Raw genomic sequence first — 20,634 nt, 5'->3', positions numbered from 1 at the left:
CTATTTCCTGCCATGTCCCGTATCGGTAAAACACCCATCACTCTCCCTGACAAAGTCAAGGTCTCCGTTGCAGACGGAAACCAGGTCACCGTCGAGGGCCCCAAAGGCAAGCTCTCCTGGGAGCTTCCCAAGGGCATCACCATTTCAACCGAGGGATCCGTGATCACCGTTTCCCGCGCCAACGAGCATCGTGAGGTCCGTGCCCTGCATGGACTTTCACGCGCTCTGATCAATAACATGGTGAGCGGCGTCAGCAGTGGCTTCCGCCGCGACCTGGAGATTCAGGGCGTCGGATTCCGTGCCGCTGTCAAGGGTGACAAGCTGGATCTCTCGATCGGCTACTCCCATCCCGTCCTCTTCCAGATCCCCAGCGAGATCAAGATTGCCGTCACCGACAATACCAAAATCTCAATCGAGGGAATCGACAAGCATCTCGTCGGCCAGGTGGCTGCCGATATTCGTGCATACTATCCTCCCGAGCCATACAAGGGCAAGGGCATCCGTTATTCCGATGAGGTTGTCCGCCGCAAAGAAGGCAAGACTGTCCAGTAAACCAAGGATCATTTTTCCATGTCCGCAACAAATTCCCGCAAACTGCGTCACGTACGCCTCCGCAAGAAAGTCTCCGGCACCGCCGAGAGGCCTCGACTTGCGATTCACTTCTCCGGCCAACACATCACCGCTCAGGTCATCGACGATCTCGCTGGGAATACACTGGCCAGCGTCAACACCACGGAGGAATCCTTCACCAAGGATGCTTCCTCTCGCGCCAATGTGGCGACAGCCATCAAGGTTGGCAAACTCATCGCCGAGCGCGGTCTTGCCAAGAAGATCGAGAAGGTCGTCTTCGACCGCGGTGGTTTCATGTATCATGGCAAAGTGAAGGCTCTCGCCGAGGCAGCCCGTGAGGGTGGACTACAGTTCTAATATTTCTATGGATGACAAACGCCCCAAACGCGGACCACGCCGCGATAAGCCCGCAGACGATACACCCAAGGACACGATCGAGAAGGTCGTTTTCATCAACCGTTGCGCCAAGGTCGTCAAGGGTGGTCGCCGTTTCAGCTTCAGCGCCCTCATCGTCACAGGTGACATGAAGGGTCGTGTCGGTATCGGATTCGGTAAGGCCAACGAGGTCAGTGAAGCCATCCGCAAGGGCTCCGACGCCGCCCGCAAGGCCATGGTTCCTGTGTCGATCCAGGGAACGACGATTCCTCACGAGACATTCGGCGAGTTCGGAGGTGGACGCGTCCTTCTTAAACCTGCATCCCCCGGTACCGGGGTCATCGCCGGAGGTGGTGTGCGCGCCGTCCTCGAGGCGGTCGGTGTCCGCGACGTGCTTGCCAAGTCACTCGGATCCAGCAACCACTCCAACGTGGTCAAGGCAACCCTTGCCGCTCTTACCAGCCTACGCCCCCGCAGCGAAATCATGAAACTGCGAGGCAAGAAGGTGCCTACGCCGGAAGCAGCGGTTCCAGTTGCTGCTTAAGGCAAGCAGAGGGAAACAGCTAAACACAGCAGCTCAAGCCTAACTCAAGCCCCAAGCCCAACCATTATTCTCGAATGACAACCATGCGACTTCATAATCTCGCTCCCCGCCCAGGTGCCAAGCACCGCAAGAAGCGTCTCGGTATCGGCGAAAGCTCCGGCCACGGAAAGACCTCCGGTCGCGGCCACAAGGGTCAGAAAGCCCGTTCCGGCGGCAGCGTCCGTCTTGGATTCGAGGGTGGTCAGATGCCCCTTATCCGCCGACTTCCTAAGCGCGGTTTCAATAACTTTGACTTCAAGCCCGTTTACGCCGTCGTGAACCTCGATACTCTCGAAGAGCGTTTCGAGTCCGGCGCTAAGATCGATGAGGCAGCACTCCGCTCCCTTCGACTCGTTCATGGAAGCAATGACGGGATCAAGCTGCTTGCCCGCGGAACAATCACCAAGAAGTTCACCGTAGAGGTGGACAAATCGAGTGCAGCCGCCAAAGAGAAGCTTGAGGCTGCCGGAGGTTCGCTTGTTATCCGTGAGCGCCAGACCAAGATCGCCAGCAGGGCAACTCTGAAGGCGGCTCCGAGAAAAGCGGTCAAGGCTTCCTGATTAATAATCTATAGGGCGCGCCGACGTTACAATGAGGTAACAAAGGCCGTTAACCACCGAGTGCTAGCATGATCTCCGCGTTCGCCAATATCTTTAAGATTCCCGAGCTGAGGCAGCGTGTCCTGTTTACACTCGGGATGATCGTCATCATGCGTGTCGGCGCTGCGATCACAACCCCGGGTGTCAATGCCCAAGTCCTGCGAGAGTGGTTTCAGAACGTTGCCGATCATAGTGCCGGCGGCGGTGCAGCAGCACTCTTCAATCTCTTCTCCGGCGGCGCGCTCGGGAATTGCGCGATTTTCTCACTCGGGATCATGCCCTACATCAGTGCATCAATCATGCTCCAACTGCTTGGGGCAGTGATTCCGAAGCTCGGCCGTCTGGCCCGTGAGGATGGTGGGCGCCAGAAGATCGCCCAGTACACCCGTTACGCGACCATCGCTCTTTGTATTTTCCAAGGCTATCTCCTCGCCCTTTCCTTCGAGAGTCCCCAGTCGAATCCTTTCTTACCCGGTATTTCAGAGACGATTGCACGCTTGGGCGTCCCCCTTGTTTCGGATCCCGGCATTCTGTTCCGTTTGCTGACGGTGCTGATCATGACGGCTGGAACTCTCTTCCTGATGTGGATCGGAGACCAGATCACCGAACGTGGTATCGGCAACGGCATCTCTGTGATCATCACGATCGGTATTCTGGCCCAGTTGCCAGCCGGTCTTGTGCAGGCTTGGAGAACCTTTGTTCCAAGCGGCGGTGAGGCAAGCCAAGTAAGTCCCGTTGTCCTCGTGATCCTCTGCGCATTCCTTTTCCTCGTGATCGCCTCGGTCATTGCGATCACCCAGGCGACCAGGCGCATCAGCGTCCAGTACGCCAAGCGCGTTGTAGGAAGGAAAGTCTACGGCGGCCAGACCCAGTACATGCCTCTCAAGGTCAACTACGCCGGCGTGATGCCAATCATCTTTGCCCAGGCGATCCTGATGTTCCCCTCGACCATCATGACCATGGCCTTTGGCAACAGGCCTTGGGCTGTCGAGATAGCGAATCTTCTGACCAACGGGTGGCTCCACTACCTCCTCTATGCCATCCTGATTTTCAGCTTCAGCTATTTCTGGGTTGCTACGCAGTTCCAGCCAGCCCAGATAGCGGACGACCTAAAGAAATATGGCGGATTCATTCCAGGAGTCCGTCCCGGCAAGCCAACAGCAGACTTCCTGGACTACACGATGAGTCGCCTGACCTTTGCCGGAGCCCTCTTCCTTGTGGTTGTTGCCATCCTTCCACAACTCCTCAGTCGTGCCCTCAATGTCCCCTACATGGCAGCTCAGTTCTTCGGAGGCACAGGACTGCTCATTATTGTCGGCGTCACACTGGATACCATGAGGCAGGTCGAGACATTCTTGCTGCAGCGTCATTACGACGGATTTCTCCGCAAGGGAAAGATCCGTGGTCGAAGCGCTCCGCGTCCTTCGGTGAGCGGATCTGCTATTAGCGACTCTACCGTGGTCAAGATCATCGCCGCCATCGGCTTGTTCGTGATTGCCGGACTAGCCGCCTATCTCAGCAACTACCGCTAACCCCGTTTCGGTGAATCCGGTGAACCAGCGGATCGTGCTGCTCGGTCCGCCAGCATCGGGGAAGGGTACCCAGGCAGACCGGCTTGCCGATTGTTTTCTCATTCCCCATGTTTCTACGGGAGCGCTACTCCGGTCGGAGTGCTCACGAGGCACGCCTCTCGGGCAGGAAGCCGACGGATGGACTAGCAAGGGACTGCTTGTTCCGGATGAGCTTGCGGTCCGTATCGTGACAGCATGGATGAAGGAGAATGGCCCTAGGTTTATCTTTGATGGTTTTCCCCGTACCGTGGGACAGGCGGAATATCTCGACTCCTCACTTGCCGAACTTAGAGCCGGACTGGATCTCATCGTTTTGCTGGAATTGCCGGACGAGTTGATCCGGCGTCGTATTCTGGAGCGGATTTCCTGCCTGAAATGCGGCGCCACGTTCAGCATGTCGCTGCATGGCAATCAAGAGGGCTCGCCATGTCCTCGCTGCGGGGCTTTGCTGGTTCGCCGCAATGACGACACGGAGGAAGCTCTCGATCAGCGCCTGGAAGTCTACCGTGATCTCACGCTGCCCGTTGTCGGATACTACGAAAAGAAATCACCCAATCTCCTACACCGCATTGATGCAGGGGAGGGGAGTGATGAGATCTTCGCAAAACTATCGGCGCTGGTAGCCGATAAAAAGGATAAGGGTTGAAGTATGAAGTATAAAAAAAGAATCCCTGCTCACATGGCGTTGATCCACGATGCGGCGCTCCCCCTTCTCTCCGCTTTCATCATTCATCATTCCTAATTCATCCCTTCTCTCCCATGCCCATTCCTATCAAGACACCGGCCGAGATTGACAAGATGCGCGCTGCAGGCCATGCGGCTGCGATCGTGCTCGACCGCCTGGCGAAACTCGTCGCGCCTGGTATGACTACCGGCGAGATCGATAGGAAGGCGGGGGAATACATGGCGGAACTTGGAGGCCGCAGCGCTTTCCTCGGCTACCGGAAATTTCCTGGCCAGACCTGCATCTCGATCAACGAGGAAGTGGTGCACGGCATTGGAGGTGAACGACGCCTTGCCTACGGTGACATTATAAAGATCGATACGGGAGTCGTCCTTGATGGCTGGATCGGTGACACGGCAACGACTATTGCGTGCGGCGCTATCGATCCGGAAACCGAGCGACTCATCACCGCAACCAAGCGCATTCTTGAGGGGGCGATTCCCTTCGCCGTAGCTGGTCGCAGGTTGGGCGATCTCTCGAACTACATCGAGACAGAGGCTCTCAGGCAGGGGTTCGGCGTTGTCAGGGAATTTGTGGGACATGGCGTCGGCCGCAAGCTGCACGAGGAACCACAGATCCCGAACTACGGCAAAAAAGGCTCCGGTCCGAAACTCAAACCCGGCATGACCCTTGCCATAGAGCCCATGATCAATCTCGGGGCCGAGGGCGTGCGTATTCTGGATGACGGATGGACCGTGGTGACCTCCGATGGCAAGCCTTCTTCCCATTTCGAGCATACTGTATTAGTGACAGAAAATGAACCTGAAGTGTTGACATGCCTACCCCTGATAGCTTAAAACACCAGGCCCTAGTCGTAGAGAGACTGTCCATGGCACGCTTCCGAGTGGAGTTAGCCGGGGGCAGGAGAATGGTAGCTACGGTATCCGGTCGGTTGCGTTTGAAGTTCACGCGCATCGCTCTCGGACACCATGTAGTGATCAGCGTTTCCCCCTACGATCTGAATCAGGGAACAATTATCCAGCGACTCCCGCAGTCATCACCCAGCCCTAGCCAATAAACCGACACAACCGACGCCAACCGCGTCGCTGTTTTCAAGCATGAAAGTCCGAGCTTCCATCAAACGCCTTTGCGAAACCTGCAAGATCGTCCGCCGCAATAACGTGGTGCGCGTGGTTTGCAAGAATCCCCGTCACAAGCAGCGCCAGGGCTGACGCGAGACGTTCAGACATCACTCATTCCCTGCACCCAACTCAATAGACCAATACCATGCCAAGACTCCTCGGCGTAGAAATCCCCGGCGACAAGCGCGTCGAAGCCTCGCTCGTTTACATTTACGGCATTGGCCCTAAGACTGCCAAGCGCATCCTCGAACAGGCCAACATCAATCCTGACATCCGCGCCAAGGAGCTTTCTCCCGAGCAGATTGGAGGTATCATTTCCGCAATTTCCGGCCAGGGGGTTGTCATCGAGGGCGATCTTCGCCGAGAGATTCAGGGTAACCTCAAGCGCCTACAAGCGATCAACTGCTACCGTGGCGTCCGCCATCGTCGTGGACTCCCTGTGCGCGGCCAGCGCACCCAGACCAATGCCCGCACACGCAAGGGGCCCCGCAAGACCGTCGGCGTCTCCCGGGCTAAGGAATAATCCGACACACCCATAGCACTTACTAGTACGTCACCAATTTCATGTCCGAAGAAAACAAAGAATCCGAAGGCCTCTCCCAAGACGCTGCACGTAGCGAAGAGACCAAAGCCCATCATCCTTCCGAGTCCGCTTCAGAGACTTCCGTTGAGGCTTCAACTCCAGTGGCTACCGCCGAGACTGCTGCTCCCGCCAAGGCCGAGAAGCCTAAGGTAAAGAAGAGCAAGGAGAAGAAAGTTGAGGAAGCCGCTCCGGCCGCAGCCATCAGTTTCAATCTCGATGACCCGATCGAGCCGCCCAAGATCGTCAAGGCCAAGGGTAGCAAGAACATCACTCATGGGATCGCCCACGTTCAGGCTACTTTCAACAATACCATCGTCAGCGTCACCGACATGCGCGGTGCCGTTCTTGGATGGTCCAGCGCCGGCAAGATGGGGTTCAAGGGATCCCGTAAGAGCACAGCCTATGCTGCTCAGATGGTCGCTCAGGATGCCTGCCGTCAGGCCATGGGCCATGGCCTCAAGGAAGTCGAGGTTCGCGTCAAGGGGCCCGGCTCCGGTCGTGAATCGGCAGTCCGCGCCATGCAGGCCATCGGACTTGAAATCTCCATCATCCAAGACGTGACTCCTGTTCCTCATAACGGATGCCGTCCTCCGAAACAGCGCCGCGTTTAATGTTTATTCCTTCAGCCCTCAGCCTTCAGCCTTCAGCTTTTTAAAATACCATGGCCCGTTACACTGGACCCAAAACCAAAGTCAGCCGCCGTTACGGCGTTCTTCTCGCCGGATCCGCCCGTGCTTTCGAGCACAAGCCCTATCCTCCCGGCATGCACGGCCCGAAGGGGTCACGCCGCAAGATTTCCGAGTACGGCACCGCGCTTGCCGAAAAGCAGAAACTCCGCTTCCAGTATGGTGTGCTTGAGCGCCAGTTCCGCCGCTACTTCGAGACCGCTCTGAAGACCCGTGGTATCACCGGACTTATCCTGCTCCAGCTCCTTGAGAGGCGCCTCGACAATATCGTCTACCGCATGGGCTTCGCGAAGACTCGTTCGGCTGCACGCCAGATGGTGTCCCACGGCCACGTCGCCGTGAATGGCCGCAAGTGCGACATCTCCTCCGCCACTATCAAGATTGGCGATGCTATTTCCGTACGTCCCAAGGATGGTTCCAAGCGCCTCGCCCTGCGCGGCCTGGAGCAGACCCAGATCGTCGAGCCGCCGGATTGGCTGCTTGTCGACAAGGAAGCCCTGAGCGGCAAGATGGTCCGTATCCCGACCCGCGAGGAGATCAATCCTGTTGTGAACGAGCAGCTCGTCGTTGAGCTCTATTCTCGCTAATCACTCATTAGTCCTTACAAAAAAGCTGCCCGGAGAAATCCGCGGCGGCTTTTTTATTTTGTGCGTTCTTACGGGTGCTTTCTGCTGCGGCTGCGTATCAGTGATTCTTCGAGCCCCTTCAAGCCCTCTTGCAGGCTTCGGGTTCCGCTCCTACGATTGCGGAATGTTTTCCCTGTCTCGTCTGGTCATGCTCCTGATCGCCGGGAGCGTTTTAATAGTGTTCTCTTCCGCAACCGTAAGGGCCTCCCCCGATGAAGTACCTAAAGAGCAGGGGATGCTGGAACGAATGATGCATCCCGACCGTAGCAGGCAAAGCACCTTTCAAGGGAAGGTGTTCAATTCGAAGGGAACCCCTTACGACAAGGCTTTCGCGACCAAGGACTACTACGGTGCACGGGAATATGGCTCCCGCTCGTACGAGACCAAGGGATTCGTTTCCGGAATGAAGAGCTGGCTCGGCGATCATCTTTTTCCCCAAAAGAAGCTTTCGGGAAATCTCGAGAAGGCGAATACCGATGCCGGAAAGAAATTCGATTCCAAGGATTTCAAAACAAAAAACTTCACGGATCTTGATAAAATAAGCCCCTACTCCTCCAAGGGGGACTTCCCGACACAAAACATCTCCCTCAAGGGAAAGACGCAGGGAGCACTCGACAACAATCCCCATCTTGAAGATGCCATCCGCAAGGGACTCTCCATCGACGACGTCAGGAAACTGCTCAACAAGGGGCCGTGATTCTGTTTTGCTCTCCGTTCCATGAGTAGTCCCTCAACCAGTCCGTTTTCCGATCAACTCGCCGCCCTTACGGCCGGATGTGCCCAGGTCCTTAGCGAGAAGGAGTTGGCCGCAAAGCTAGCCCTTGGTCGCCCTCTCAAAGTGAAGCTTGGGGTCGACCCCACCTCGCCCGACATCCATCTGGGCCACACGGTGGGTCTTTCCAGGCTACGCCAGTTCCAGGAGCTCGGCCATGAGGCCATCCTAATCATCGGCGATTTCACCGCAATGATCGGTGACCCGAGCGGTCGCTCGGCAACGCGGCCCCATCTCTCCCATGAGCAGGTGATGGAACATGCCAAGACCTATCAGGATCAGGCCTTCAAGATTCTGGATCCGGAGAAAACCTCTGTCCGCTTCAACGGCGAGTGGTTCGGCAAGATGAACTTCCAGGATGTGATGAGGCTCAACAGCCGCGTCACTCTCCAGCAGATGCTACAGCGCGAGGATTTTCGGGAGCGAATCGACAAGGGGCTCCCCGTGCGCGCCCATGAGATCCAGTACCCAATCATGCAGGGGTGGGATTCGGTGGTGATCCAGGCCGATGTGGAGCTCGGAGGCACCGACCAGCTCTTCAATATCCTTGTCGGCCGCGATCTCCAGCACGAGGAGGGTCAGCACCAGCAGGTGGCCATGATGCTCCCCATCCTGACGGGTCTCGACGGCATCCAGAAGATGAGCAAGAGCCTGGGCAACGCTGTGGGCGTCACCGAGGCGCCGGGGGAAATGTTCGGAAAGGTGATGAGTATCTCCGACGAACAGATGGGGGAATATTACAGGCTGTTGCTTCATGAGGAGCTTTCTCAGGAAATCCATCCGATGGAGGCCAAGAAGTCCCTGGCCGAGCAGCTCACCGCCCGCTTCCATTCCGTTGCCGAGGCGCTCCGTGCACGGGAAGAGTTCGAACTCCGTTTCTCGAAGAAGGATCTGGAGTCTGCCGAGCTGCCTTCCTATGAACGGCCGGTCGACCTACCCCGTGACATCATCTCGCTTGGGGTGGATGCCTTTGACCGCGTCTTTTCCATCCAGAAATCACGCGGTGATGTCCGCCGTCTTGTCGAGGGTGGGAGTGTCTCCTGGAAAGGGGAGAAGGTCACCGATCCCAAGGCCGTTCTATCCTTGGATGGCCCGGGCGTCCTGAAGCTCGACCGACGGAACGCCGTTCGGATCGGATAGTCGTTGGGAAATGGGGGATCGGTAATAGGATATCGGGTTTTGGATCCAGAAGGCCTTCCTCCCCATTCCCTAGAACCCATTCCCTATCACCAATAATTCCCGTGTAACGATTTCTCGATCTAAGGAGATGGGGCTTGCCGGTTCCTAGTTAGGGGTGCCAAAGATGCTGGCTGCCATGACTAAGAATCTCTTTGGAAAAATCACTCCGGCTAGCCTCTCCAAGGCTAAGAAGGAAGCTTCCGAGTCGGTGACCGATCACGAGAAGCGTCTGCTGGATGTCTGCTGTCTGCAACATGACGCCGCCCTCCTTGCCATGAAGAGCCGCGAGGAAGGTCTTTCAGAGACGGAGGTCGAGACTCTCCGTGACAAGTGGGGGCCGAACGACCTGGGTCATAAAAAGAAGATGGGCTTCATCATGGAGATCCTGACCCGGTGCAAAAATCCGCTGGTGATCCAGTTACTGGTGATCGCTTCCATTTCCCTGGCCACTGGCGATCCGGCATCCGCCACGATCGTGGGGCTGATGGTCGTGATTTCGGTCGGGCTCTCCTATTATCAGGAGAGCAAGTCCGGTAAGGCCGTAGAGGCGCTCAACGCCATGGTCCAGACCAACTGCCATGTCATCCGCAGCGGCCGTGAAGTGGAGATCTCCATGTCGGAGATCGTCCCGGGAGACATCGTGGTTCTTCAGGCCGGATCCATCATCCCTTCGGATCTCCGGTTGATCACGGCCAAGGACTTCTTTGTCAGTCAATCCTCGCTGACCGGTGAGTCCATGCCGATCGAGAAGCATGCCGAGACCCCGTCCGAACCATCCAAGGCGGTCATTGAGATGACGAATGCCGTCTTCCAGGGCAGCAACGTGGTCAGCGGAACAGCCAAAGCTGTGGTGGTGAATACCGGCATCCGCACCCACTTCGGTTCCATCTCCGAGAAGCTGGGCAGCGCTCCCGTACTGACCAGCTTCGATCGAGGCATCGCTGGGTTCACCTGGCTCATGATCCGCTTCATGCTGGTGATGGTCAGCGTGGTTTTCCTGATCATCGGACTTACCAAGCATGATTGGTCCGGGGCCCTGATGTTCGGTCTGGCCGTGTCGCTCGGCATGACCCCCGAGATGCTGCCCATGATGGTGGCGGTGAACCTCGCCAAGGGTGCCCTCGCCATGTCCAAGAAGAAGGTGATCGTGAAGAAGCTCCACGCAATCCAGAACTTCGGGGCGATCGACATCCTCTGTACGGACAAGACGGGGACACTTACCCAGGACCGTGTCATCCTGGAGAAGTACGTCGATGTTACGGGGCGCCAGAGCGAGGACGTCCTCCGCTACGCCTACATGAACAGCTACTACCAGACGGGTCTGCGTAACCTGCTGGATAACTCCGTCCTCTCCCACACCGACCTGGATGTGGATCGCGGCTGCAAGAAGGTCGACGAGATCCCCTTTGACTTCCAGCGCAAGCGCATGTCCGTGGTGGTCGATTACGAGGGAGACCACGTCCTTATCTGCAAAGGGGCCGTGGAGGATATCTTCAAGTCCTGCACCCACTATCAAGTTGACGAAGAGGTCTACATGATGATCGATCTGATAAAGAACGACCTGCTGGAGGAATTCGAGTCACTCAGCCGCGACGGCTACCGAGTGCTCGGCATTGCCTACCGCGAGTTCCCCCAGGACAAGGGGATCTTCTCGATCGCCGACGAGAGCGACCTGGTCCTGCTCGGTTACATTGCCTTCTTGGATCCTCCGAAGGAGTCCGCCTCGAAGGCCATCGCCTCACTGGCAGGCCACGGAGTCGTTACCAAGATCCTCACCGGGGACAATGCCCTGGTCACCCGCAAGATCTGCAAGGATGTCCATCTCGACGCCGGGGAGATCATCACCGGCGACATGATCGTCGGCATGGACGAGGACCAGCTAGGGGATCTCGCAGAGAAGACCAGCGTCTTCGCCCGCCTCTCGCCGGCCCAGAAGGAGAGCATCATCGTCGCCCTTCAGAAGAAGGGACATGTCGTCGGCTACATGGGGGACGGGATCAATGACGCGCTCTCCATGCGCGTCGCCGATGTCGGCATCTCGGTCGACAGCGCTGTCGATGTCGCTAAGGAATCGGCTGACATCATCCTGCTCGAGCGCAGCCTTATGGTCCTCGAGGATGGCATCCTCGAAGGTCGCAAGGTCTTCGCGAACATCATCAAGTACATCCGCATGGGGGCCAGTTCCAACTTCGGCAACATGTTAAGCATGGTCGGCAGCAGCTACTTCCTCAGTTTCCTGCCGATGCTCCCCGTCCAGGTGCTGGTGAACAACCTCCTCTATGACTTCTCCCAGATCGGCATCCCCTACGACAACGTGGATGCCGAGTTCCTTCAGAAGCCCAGGAAATGGAACATCGGGAACATCCAGAAGTTCATGATGTATGTCGGGCCGACCAGTTCGCTCTTCGATTATACGACATTCGCCGTGATGCTCTGGTTCTTCAAGTGCAGCAATCTCAATCTTGCAGCTCCCGCCGACTTGCTTCACCGCTTCTCCGGAGGGCCCGGGGTCGCCAACGACGACACTTATGCAGCCTCGCTCTTCCACACCGGATGGTTCGTGGAGTCGATCATCACCCAGACTCTGATCGTCCATGTCATCCGCACGCGGAAGATTCCCTTCATCCAGAGTATTGCTAGCCCGGCCCTCATCCTTACCACAGTGCTCATCATGTTGATCGGCTCGTCCATCCCGTACATCCCGTTCGTGGCGACCTACCTTCACATGGTGCCGCTTCCGCCGATCTACTGGGCCTTCATTGCCGCCACGATTCTCTGCTACGTAACGCTCACCCACACGGTGAACGCATGGTTTGCCAGAAAGTTCGGTATTGATTAAGACTGCATCTCTCCATTCCCATGAAAGCACTGCTAAACGCACTCCAGGAAGGCCGTCTTGTCGAACTTCCCGACAACATCAAGAACGATGCTCTGGAGTTTCTCGGCACCTTGCTCGAGGCCATTCCTGAGATCGCCGACGAGGGGGGGATCACTGAGAAGGCCTTTTCCCGTGAGAAGCAGCACAACACCGGCATCGGTAGGGGATGGGCCTGTCCCCACGCCACTTCCGACCACGACGGTGAGTTGCTCTGCGCCGTGGGCTGGAGCCCTCAGGGCATCGATTACGGATCTTCCGATAATGTCCGCGTGCATCTCGTGGTCATGTATTATGTGCCCGACGCCCAGAGGAATTCTTATCTCAAGGAAATCTCCCAGCTAGCCAAGGCGATCCATCAGAACGAGGATTTGCAGAAGCTACAGGAGCTTGAGGAGCTTTCCGAGGTGCGTCATGCACTCCTCGATGCCATCACGCATGCCATCGAGTCGGTGACTCCGGAGGCCCGCGCCAGGATGATCCAGCTCGAGGTGCGCCATGCAGAGGCCGCAGCTGTAGCCGAGGAGACGGCTGATATCCTGACGCTCGACCCGATCGCCCGTTCGATCCGTCCTCTGGCAATTCTTATCGTTCCTGGTTCCAAGCCGGTGGTGCTTTCCCAGGACAAGACATTGGTCGAGTCACTCGAGAATTCAGCAACCCTTGCAGACGAACTCGCCAAGGGGGCTCATGCCGTCGTCGGCGATATCAATGTGGTGTTGAGGTCGAGTGAGCATTTTGCGGGGGAGCGGGTGCTCCATGAGTGCGTCGCCTTCAGGGGTTCCGCTAAGAACTCTTAGCGGAAGACTCGCGATCTTGGCGGATAGCCTAGTTAGTCTGAGGTCGCAGTTTCAAGACTACTGCGACCTCAGGCGAAGACCTGAAGGGTTAACCCCTGTAAATATAGGCCACCCTTCCCGTAATTCCGCAGAAGATGTGCCAAGGGATTGTGTCGGCTTTTTGAGCGACTTCGGTGGCGGTGATTTCCTCGTTCCCTTGTTTACCGACTAGGACGGCCTCGTTACCGACCTTGATCCCTTTGACGGCTGAGACATCAACCATGATTTGGTCCATAGTCACTCGGCCGAGGACGGGGCAGTGCTTTCCTTTGATAAGGACGGCGGCATTTTTGCCCGAGAGGTGTCTGGGATAGCCGTCTGCATAGCCTACCGGTAGCACAGCTACCTTCATGGCCCTAGGCGTCGTGTAGGTGCTGCCGTAGCTGATCCCATGACCTTTTGGAAGATCGCGAAGGTAGGTGACGGAGGCTTTCCAACTCAATGCGGGCTTTAGTAGTTTCTGGAACTTCGGCACCGGAGAGACTCCGTAAAGAGCCAGTCCGACGCGCACCAGATCCTGGGCATGCTCAGGGAAGAGCATGCTGCCTGCGGAATTCAGCACATGAACCGGCACATTGGGGGTAAACTCGCGCAGATAAGAGAGGAGGCTTTCAAATTTCTTGAGCTGTTTTTTGGTAAGTTTTTGATTACTGTCGGCCGAGGGGAGATGAGTCGAGATGCTGTGTAGTGAGAGCGTCAGTTTCCGAATCTCACGCAGGATCGCAAAGGCCTGCTCGGGATGGGCTCCGAGGCGCCCCATGCCGGTATCGATCTTGAAATGGATGAGAGCCCTCTTCTTGGCCGAAGCAGCATAGAGAACTGCCTCTTCCAAAGAGGAGATGGTGGGGATGAATCCGTGACGGCCGATCTCGGGATACTCCATAGGGAGGGCGGCGCTCAGGAGCAGAATAGGCTTCTTCTTCTCCGTGTCGCGAAGCTGGATGGCCTCTCCGAGTGAAGCTACGGCAAACACCTCGATGCCGGAGCTGAAGGTGGCGGCCACTTCGTTCAGGCCATGCCCGTAGCCGTTGGCCTTCACAACGGCCATGATCCCGGCTTTCCCGGCCATCTTCCGGACGGCTTTGAGATTATGCTTGAGGGCCGCATGATCGACCTCGACCCAGGTGCGCATTGGAAGGGACATCTCAAGAGTATGTCACAGGGATGGAGGGGAGTGGAATCAGAGTTTCACAGTGATAAAGGGGATTAAGGAGATATCAAAAAATACTGAATAATCCTGGATCCCATCCCTTTTATCCCCTTTATCCCTGCGAGGCATGTCGGTTATCTTCACTCCATGAAAATCATTGTCACAGGAGGGGCCGGCTTCATCGGATCCCATGTGGTCCGCAGCCTCGTAGGGGAAGGAAATGAGGTGACGATCATCGATGATTTCAATGATTTCTACGATCCAGCGATCAAGCGGGACAATGTCGCCTCTTTTACCTCCTTCGGCTCTCCCGTGGAAGTTGCTGAGATCGATCTGCGGGACTGGGAAAAGGTCTGGGGCATCTTTGAAAAAGTCCGGCCCGATGCCGTAATCCATCTGGCGGCCCGTGCGGGAGTCCGGCCCTCGATTGCTGATCCGAAGCTCTACATCGATACGAACATCACCGGCACCTTCCATGTGCTGGAGGCGGCTCGTCTCTCCGGTTGCCACAAGATCATCTTTGCCTCCAGTTCTTCGGTCTACGGTCTCGGAAAGACCGTGCCCTTCAGGGAGGATCTGCCGATACTACAAACCCTGTCGCCCTATGCGGCCACCAAGATTGCCGGGGAACAGCTCTGCGGCAACTATGTGAACCTTCACGGGATGAGGATTGCCTGTCTCAGGTTCTTCACGGTTTACGGACCGGGCCAGCGCCCTGATCTGGCGATCCACAGCTTCACCGATGCGATCGAGAATGGCCGTCCGATCAAGCAGTTCGGCGATGGCTCGACTCGGCGCGACTACACCTACATCGACGACATCGTCCAGGGGGTGCTCGGAGCTCTTTCCTATGTAGACGGGGAGGGGCCGCTTTTCGAAATCTTCAATCTCGGGGAAAACGAGACGACGACCCTTGCGAAGCTCATCGCCTCCATTGAGAAGGCCCTCGGTAAGAAGGCTATGATAGAGCGCCTGCCGGAGCAGAAGGGAGACATGCCATTGACTGCTGCCGATATCACTAAGGCCCGCACTCTGCTTGGTTATGAGCCGCACACGCCGATCCGGGAGGGGATTCCCAAGTTCGTGGCCTGGTACCGCGAACTCCACGCCAAGGATGATGCCAATAAGAAGGGTGCCTGATTATGGAGACACTCGATCCGGTCACATTGCTGGGTGAGCTGATCAGGATCCAAAGCGTGAATCCTGAGGGGGATCCCGGCGTGAGTGATCCGGGCGAGGCGAGGATCGCAGTCTCCCTTGAGAAGCTACTCCGAGAACTCGGTGCGGAGGTCAGCCTGCGGGAGGTTCTGCCGGGTCGTCCCAATGTGGTGGCGCATTTCCCGAGTGATCCAAGTGACGGTAAGAACAAGCCACGTCTCTTGCTGGCGCCTCATATGGATACCGTTAGCGTCGTCGGGATGACGATCGATCCCTTCAGCGGCGAAGTCCGCGACGGCAAGATCTGGGGGCGAGGAGCAAGTGACACCAAGGGGCCGATGGCCGCCATGCTCTCTGCCCTATCCCGAGTTCGCTCAGAAATTCCAAAACTGAGTCATGAGATCTGGTTTGCAGGATTGGTCGGTGAGGAGTCTGGTCAGCATGGGGCGAAGGCCCTGGCGAGTGAGGAACAGTTTGATTTCGTGATCGCCGGGGAACCGACCGACCTGAAGACGGTCCATGCCCATAAGGGATCTCTCTGGGTGACCCTCACGGCTCATGGGAAGGCCGTCCATGCCTCGACACCCGAGCTGGGTGAGAATGCGATCTACAAGATGACCTCGGCGATCGAGCTAATCAGAGAACTGGTCATTCCTGAGCTTTCCAAAACCGAGCATCCCCTCCTGGGACGCTCCACGCTGAGCGTCGGAACCATCCGAGGGGGATCCAAGACGAACATTGTGCCTGATTATTGCGAGGCGACTCTCGACATCCGGATCATTCCCGGCACCGATCCTCTCCAAATCATCAATCTCATCGAGAATATCGCTCATGGGGTGCAGATCGATCACCTGGGATCCACGCCGCTCTTTACCGATCCTGCGCATCCTCTCGTCCTGAAACTCTCTGCCCTAGGAGCAACGCCAACAGGTGCCCCCTGGTTCTGTGATGCAGCAGTCTTCGCTGCCAAGGGAATCCCCGCCGTTGCGCTCGGACCAGGCTCCATTGCGCAGGCACACACAGCGGATGAATTCATCTCCATTGCTGATCTGGAAGCTGGGGCTAATTTTTTCGAGCGCTTCCTCCGCTCGCTTGCGTAACCGATAGCCAAAAGGCTACCCTGCTCGACTTATGAGCAAAGGCATTGAAAACGCTATTTCCCCGCGTCGCGAAGAGGATTTCCCCGAGTGGTACCAACAGGTCGTCCGGAGTGCGGAGATGGCCGAGAATTCTGAGGTACGCGGCTGCATGGTAATCCGTCCTTGGGGTTACGCTCTCTGGGAGCGGATGCAGGGGGCGCTCGACGCTATGTTCAAGGCGACAGGCCACAAGAACGCCTACTTCCCGCTCTTCATTCCCCTGAGCCACCTGCAGAAGGAGGCAGAGCATGTCGAGGGATTCGCTAAGGAATGCGCAGTGGTCACCCACCACCGTCTCGAACTCAAGGACGGGAAACTCGTGCCCGCCGGTGAGCTCACCGAGCCGCTGGTCGTCCGCCCGACTTCCGAGACCATCATCGGCGCAACATATGCCAAGTGGGTAAAGTCCTACCGCGATCTTCCCATCCTGCTGAATCAATGGGCGAACGTCGTCCGATGGGAACTGCGTCCCCGTCTTTTCCTCCGCACTGCCGAGTTCCTCTGGCAGGAAGGGCACACGGCTCATGAGACCGAAGTCGAAGCGATCGAGGAGACGGAGAAGATGCTCGGTGTCTACGATACCTTCGCTCGAGAATGGCTGGCGATTCCCGTGATTAGGGGTGAGAAGTCGGAGAGTGAACGCTTTCCCGGTGCTGTCCGCACCTACTGCATCGAGGCGATGGTCCAGGACCGCAAGGCGATCCAGGCAGGCACCTCCCATTTCCTGGGCCAGAATTTTGCCAAGGCCTCAGGCATCAAGTTTCTCTCACGTAACAATACCGAGGAGCTTGCCTGGACAACGAGCTGGGGCGTCAGCACTCGCCTGATCGGAACGCTGCTCATGGTTCACGGCGACGATGACGGTGCCGTTCTGCCTCCCCGCATCGCTGGCACCCAGATCATCATCATCCCGATCACGCCTAAGGAGGAGACCCGCGCCGCCGTACTCGCCAAGGCCGAAGAGATCGCCTCCACACTCCGTTCCACGACCTATGCGGGTGAGCCGCTCCGCATCGAGATCGACAGCCGCGACATCGGTGGCGGCACCAAGACCTGGGATTGGATTAAGAAGGGTGTTCCTCTCCGCATCGAGATAGGCCCGCGCGATCTTGAGTCTGGTAGTGCCGCTGTCGCCCGACGGGACAAGGGACCCAAGGAGAAGGAATTCCTTCCCTCCGATACGCTTGCCGCACGCCTGCCGGAGATTCTTGGAGAGATCCAACAGGGGCTTCTGGATCGGGCAATGGCTTTCCGCAAGGAGCACACCAAGAAGATCGACACCAAGGAGGAGTTCTATGCGTTCTTCACCCCGAAGAATCAGGAGAAGCCCGAGATCCACGGTGGATTCGCCCTGACCCATTGGAATGGCAGCGCCGAAGTGGAGGCTAAGATCAAGGAAGAGCTGAAGGTAACGATCCGCTGCATCCCTGAAGCCAATGGGGATGAGTTCACCAATGAACCGGGCATCTGTCCCTTTACTGGAGAGCCAAGCGGTCGCAGGGTCATCTTTGGCAAGGCCTACTGACGACTGAAATCTCACAGGGATAAAGGAGATGAAAGGGATGGGATTTTAAGAAAGCGATTTTCAAAGCGTCTGTATTCCAATCTGAGGGTTCCAAAATTAATCAGGAGAGCAACGGGTAATCCCGATGCCCTGAGATAATTCAATACCTGCATTTGATGTTCAGGCACTAGAGCCTTGGAAGATTTCAGTTCAACGATGACCTGATTTTCCACGAGCAGATCAATCTGGAATCGGCCGACATTTTCCCCACGGAAGGAAACGGAAAGTGGGGCCTGTTGGGTAACTCTTAGTCCACGCGGCTTGAGGGCAACAGATAAAGCGTTCTCGTAAACGCTTTCGAGGAAGCCAATTCCCAATTCATTCGAAACCTCAAAGCTGCATTCTAGAACAGATTCTGTGATGAATGAATGTTCCATGTGCCTCACTCGCACACCTGAGTACTTGTTTCAAAAGCTTTATTTGAAAACGTCATAGGTTCAGTATCCCTTTCATCACCTTCATCCCTGTGAATCTTATCCTTTGATGAATCCCTCCAAAACTCTCTCCTTACTCTGCGTGGTGGAGGATCCGGCGATCAGTCCGAGTAGCAGGCTGAGGATCTTTCAACATCTGGATGCTCTCAAAGCCGCCGGAATCACAGTTGAAGTAATGCTTCAGCCCAAACGGAGGGAATCGTGGGGAGAACTTCTGAGAAAAGCCCGCACCGTGGATGCCGTGCTCTGGCAGAAGGTTCTGATGAGTCAGTGGAACGTGCTGAGACTCAGACGGGCAGCAAAGCGACTGCTCTTTGATCTCGATGATGCGGTCTGGATGGGAAAGAAAAACCATGTTCCCTACCGAAGCGGCAAGCAGGCAAGGCGCTTCGGGTTCTTGATGCACTTCCTGGATGGGGCCATCTGCGGAAGCCCCTATTTGGAGCAGAAAATCAAAAGCAGCGCACCGAAGCTTGAGACGCAATTGATTCCGACAAGCGTTCCCGAGTTTCCCTCCAGGGATCATCGGGAAACGGGAAACACTCCTGTGGTGGTCTGGGTTGGCATGGGGGCGAACGTTGCCCAAGTCGAGGCGATGGAGACTGAACTTCTGGCAGCTCATGCGGTGCATCCTTTCCTGCTTCGGATCGTCAGCAACCGCCCTCCGTTATTTCGTCAGTTTACTTCTTGGGAATTTATCGAGTGGAGCGAAAAGTCCGAATACGACGCCATTGCCTCGGCTGATCTCGGCATCATGCCTCTGGCGGATGACGGATTCACGCGTGGCAAATGCGCCTACAAAGCGCTCCAATACATGGCATGCGGACTTCCTGTGGTGGCGAGCGATGTCGGTGTGAACCGCGAGTGGATAGAAGCGACCGGCTCTGGGCTCGTGGTGAAGCCAGGCGGCTGGGCCTCCGCATTAGCTCAACTTCTTTCAGACTCCGCCCTACGAAAGAAAACAGGGGAATTCGGCCGGAAAACTGTCCAAGAGCGTTTCACACACGAAAAGGTGGGTACTCAGCTTGCCGCCTTTCTTTGTGAATTGATAAGTTCACAGGGATGAAGGAGATGAAGGTGATATCGAAAGAATCAAAAAATACAGAATCCCCTAGGCATCCAATCCCTTTTATCCCCTTTATCTCTGTGAGTTTTATTATTCGATAAAGAGAATCCCGCCACGGCGGCGGGCATGACGGTCCGCTGGGAGATTCACTTTTGCGGCAGCCCCCGGTTCCAGAAGTGATGCGACGCGTTCCACCTCGGCAAAGCCTGGCTCGGTGACACCTCGGTTCTTAAGCCATGCATGAAGGACTCTACGTCGGAGTGCCGAATTAAGATCCCTCATCAGCTTGACTGAGAGAGTCTCGTTCTTGGCAATCGGTAGTGAGATCGAGGAGAGAAGCTCTTCCTCATCCGAAAAAATCCGAGCGTTACGCACAATAGTTGCCTTGAAAGCGGAACCAAAAAGTTCCTCGATCAGGGGAAGAGCCTTAAGACGGAGTTTGTTCCTGGACGCATCAGCAATCGCATTGGTCGCATCTTCACGGAAACGGATTTTGCGCACTTTTAGATAATCCAGCAGCTCGTTCTTGGTAATACTTAGGAGAGGGCGATGGAATTCGATTTTAATTCCGCCAACGCTGCGCACAGATAAAGGCTTCATTCCCGACAGGCCCGCGATCCCGGAGCCTCTCAGAAAATTGAAGAAACAGGTCTCGACCTGATCATCGGCATGATGAGCCAGAAATAAACTGCGCGTCCGGTGTTTCCTGGCCACGGATGCCAGGAACTCATAGCGGGCTACACGAGCTGTCGTTTCGAGCGAAGATTTACGATCCGAGGCCAGTTTCCGGACATCATCGCTACCAACCTCATATGGCAGATTCAGTTGATTTGCCAGCTTCTGCACAAAGATTGCATCAGCCGCCGAAGCTTTTCCCCTGAGCCGATGGTTGAAATGGGCGACGACCAGATTCTTATATCCAGCCTCGATCAGAAGATGGAGTAACGCCACCGAATCAGCTCCACCCGAGACCGCTACAATAAGTTTCCTTTTTGGAACCGTAACAAGCTCTCTCTTCACCTTGGTTGCCAGAGGCGACATGCCATTCAAGCTGAAAGA

General features: G+C 56.4%; 23 protein-coding genes. 20 read left to right on the top strand and 3 right to left on the bottom strand.

What is annotated here, in order from left to right; translation table 11 throughout:
- Positions 1-12: 12 nt before the first annotated feature.
- The 16 genes from rplF (at position 13) to K8R57_09335 (ending at position 13,025) form a co-directional block, all read left to right on the top strand.
- Positions 13-552, top strand: coding sequence for a 50S ribosomal protein L6 (gene rplF / locus K8R57_09410; GenBank protein MCE9588516.1), 540 nt, complete (start codon positions 13-15; stop codon positions 550-552).
- Between the two features lie 18 nt (positions 553-570).
- Entirely contained in the window at positions 571-927 is a 357-nt protein-coding gene (gene rplR, locus K8R57_09405; protein ID MCE9588515.1) for a 50S ribosomal protein L18, read from the top strand.
- A gap of 7 nt (positions 928-934) precedes the next feature.
- Positions 935-1,489, top strand: coding sequence for a 30S ribosomal protein S5 (gene rpsE / locus K8R57_09400; GenBank protein MCE9588514.1), 555 nt, complete (start codon positions 935-937; stop codon positions 1,487-1,489).
- Positions 1,490-1,572: 83 nt separating this feature from the next.
- On the top strand, positions 1,573-2,088 hold the full coding sequence (rplO, locus tag K8R57_09395; GenBank protein ID MCE9588513.1) for a 50S ribosomal protein L15: 516 nt from the start codon (positions 1,573-1,575) through the stop codon (positions 2,086-2,088).
- Positions 2,089-2,156: 68 nt separating this feature from the next.
- A complete protein-coding gene (gene secY, locus K8R57_09390) occupies positions 2,157-3,659 on the top strand; it encodes a preprotein translocase subunit SecY (protein ID MCE9588512.1) in 1,503 nt (500 codons plus the stop codon).
- Between the two features lie 19 nt (positions 3,660-3,678).
- Positions 3,679-4,344, top strand: a complete 666-nt coding sequence (locus K8R57_09385) for a nucleoside monophosphate kinase (protein ID MCE9588511.1) — start codon at positions 3,679-3,681, stop codon at positions 4,342-4,344.
- A gap of 113 nt (positions 4,345-4,457) precedes the next feature.
- The gene (gene map / locus K8R57_09380; GenBank protein ID MCE9588510.1) at positions 4,458-5,219 is read left to right on the top strand and encodes a type I methionyl aminopeptidase; all 762 of its coding nucleotides are present in this window, start codon (positions 4,458-4,460) and stop codon (positions 5,217-5,219) included.
- A 32-nt stretch (positions 5,220-5,251) separates the two neighbouring features.
- Positions 5,252-5,440 carry a translation initiation factor IF-1 gene (infA, locus tag K8R57_09375; protein ID MCE9588509.1) on the top strand — a complete coding sequence of 63 codons (189 nt, stop codon included), beginning with the start codon at positions 5,252-5,254 and terminating at the stop codon, positions 5,438-5,440.
- 40 nt (positions 5,441-5,480) lie between these two features.
- Positions 5,481-5,594 (top strand): 50S ribosomal protein L36, encoded by a 114-nt coding sequence (gene rpmJ / locus K8R57_09370; protein ID MCE9588508.1) that lies wholly within the window; start codon positions 5,481-5,483, stop codon positions 5,592-5,594.
- 55 nt (positions 5,595-5,649) lie between these two features.
- Positions 5,650-6,027 (top strand): 30S ribosomal protein S13, encoded by a 378-nt coding sequence (gene rpsM, locus K8R57_09365; GenBank protein MCE9588507.1) that lies wholly within the window; start codon positions 5,650-5,652, stop codon positions 6,025-6,027.
- Positions 6,028-6,068: 41 nt separating this feature from the next.
- Entirely contained in the window at positions 6,069-6,698 is a 630-nt protein-coding gene (gene rpsK / locus K8R57_09360; GenBank protein ID MCE9588506.1) for a 30S ribosomal protein S11, read from the top strand.
- Between the two features lie 50 nt (positions 6,699-6,748).
- Complete coding sequence (gene rpsD, locus K8R57_09355; protein ID MCE9588505.1) at positions 6,749-7,360, top strand: 30S ribosomal protein S4; 612 nt, start codon at positions 6,749-6,751, stop codon at positions 7,358-7,360.
- Positions 7,361-7,523: 163 nt separating this feature from the next.
- Positions 7,524-8,096: a hypothetical protein gene (locus K8R57_09350; GenBank protein MCE9588504.1), complete on the top strand. Its 573-nt coding sequence runs from the start codon at positions 7,524-7,526 to the stop codon at positions 8,094-8,096.
- Positions 8,097-8,117: 21 nt separating this feature from the next.
- A complete protein-coding gene (tyrS, locus tag K8R57_09345; GenBank protein MCE9588503.1) occupies positions 8,118-9,311 on the top strand; it encodes a tyrosine--tRNA ligase in 1,194 nt (397 codons plus the stop codon).
- 175 nt (positions 9,312-9,486) lie between these two features.
- The gene (mgtA, locus tag K8R57_09340; GenBank protein ID MCE9588502.1) at positions 9,487-12,189 is read left to right on the top strand and encodes a magnesium-translocating P-type ATPase; all 2,703 of its coding nucleotides are present in this window, start codon (positions 9,487-9,489) and stop codon (positions 12,187-12,189) included.
- A 20-nt stretch (positions 12,190-12,209) separates the two neighbouring features.
- Positions 12,210-13,025, top strand: a complete 816-nt coding sequence (locus K8R57_09335; GenBank protein MCE9588501.1) for a PTS sugar transporter subunit IIA — start codon at positions 12,210-12,212, stop codon at positions 13,023-13,025.
- Positions 13,026-13,113: 88 nt separating this feature from the next.
- On the opposite strand, the gene alr is transcribed toward K8R57_09335, so the two are convergent.
- On the bottom strand, positions 13,114-14,208 hold the full coding sequence (gene alr, locus K8R57_09330) for an alanine racemase (protein MCE9588500.1): 1,095 nt from the start codon (positions 14,206-14,208) through the stop codon (positions 13,114-13,116).
- 153 nt (positions 14,209-14,361) lie between these two features.
- On the opposite strand from alr, the gene K8R57_09325 reads away from it, so the two are divergent.
- The 3 genes from K8R57_09325 to proS are packed head-to-tail and all read left to right on the top strand — an operon-like array spanning position 14,362 to position 18,036.
- The gene (locus tag K8R57_09325) at positions 14,362-15,354 is read left to right on the top strand and encodes an NAD-dependent epimerase/dehydratase family protein (GenBank protein MCE9588499.1); all 993 of its coding nucleotides are present in this window, start codon (positions 14,362-14,364) and stop codon (positions 15,352-15,354) included.
- Between the two features lie 2 nt (positions 15,355-15,356).
- The gene (locus tag K8R57_09320) at positions 15,357-16,472 is read left to right on the top strand and encodes a M20 family metallopeptidase (protein ID MCE9588498.1); all 1,116 of its coding nucleotides are present in this window, start codon (positions 15,357-15,359) and stop codon (positions 16,470-16,472) included.
- A 31-nt stretch (positions 16,473-16,503) separates the two neighbouring features.
- Positions 16,504-18,036: a proline--tRNA ligase gene (proS, locus tag K8R57_09315; protein ID MCE9588497.1), complete on the top strand. Its 1,533-nt coding sequence runs from the start codon at positions 16,504-16,506 to the stop codon at positions 18,034-18,036.
- Between the two features lie 11 nt (positions 18,037-18,047).
- Here the strand turns inward: proS and K8R57_09310 are convergent, their stop codons facing one another.
- Positions 18,048-18,452 (bottom strand): GxxExxY protein, encoded by a 405-nt coding sequence (locus tag K8R57_09310; protein MCE9588496.1) that lies wholly within the window; start codon positions 18,450-18,452, stop codon positions 18,048-18,050.
- Positions 18,453-18,558: 106 nt separating this feature from the next.
- Here K8R57_09310 and K8R57_09305 point away from each other — a divergent pair, with 106 nt between their 5' ends.
- A complete protein-coding gene (locus tag K8R57_09305) occupies positions 18,559-19,575 on the top strand; it encodes a glycosyltransferase family 4 protein (GenBank protein ID MCE9588495.1) in 1,017 nt (338 codons plus the stop codon).
- A gap of 90 nt (positions 19,576-19,665) precedes the next feature.
- Here the strand turns inward: K8R57_09305 and tilS are convergent, their stop codons facing one another.
- Positions 19,666-20,616, bottom strand: a complete 951-nt coding sequence (gene tilS / locus K8R57_09300) for a tRNA lysidine(34) synthetase TilS (protein MCE9588494.1) — start codon at positions 20,614-20,616, stop codon at positions 19,666-19,668.
- Positions 20,617-20,634: the final 18 nt, after the last annotated feature.

The sequence above is a fragment of the Verrucomicrobiota bacterium genome (genome assembly GCA_021413925.1).
Taxonomy (GTDB): domain Bacteria; phylum Verrucomicrobiota; class Verrucomicrobiia; order Chthoniobacterales; family UBA6821; genus UBA6821.
Note: the sequence above shows the minus strand (reverse complement) of the source record. Positions and strands in the feature narration are given on the sequence as shown.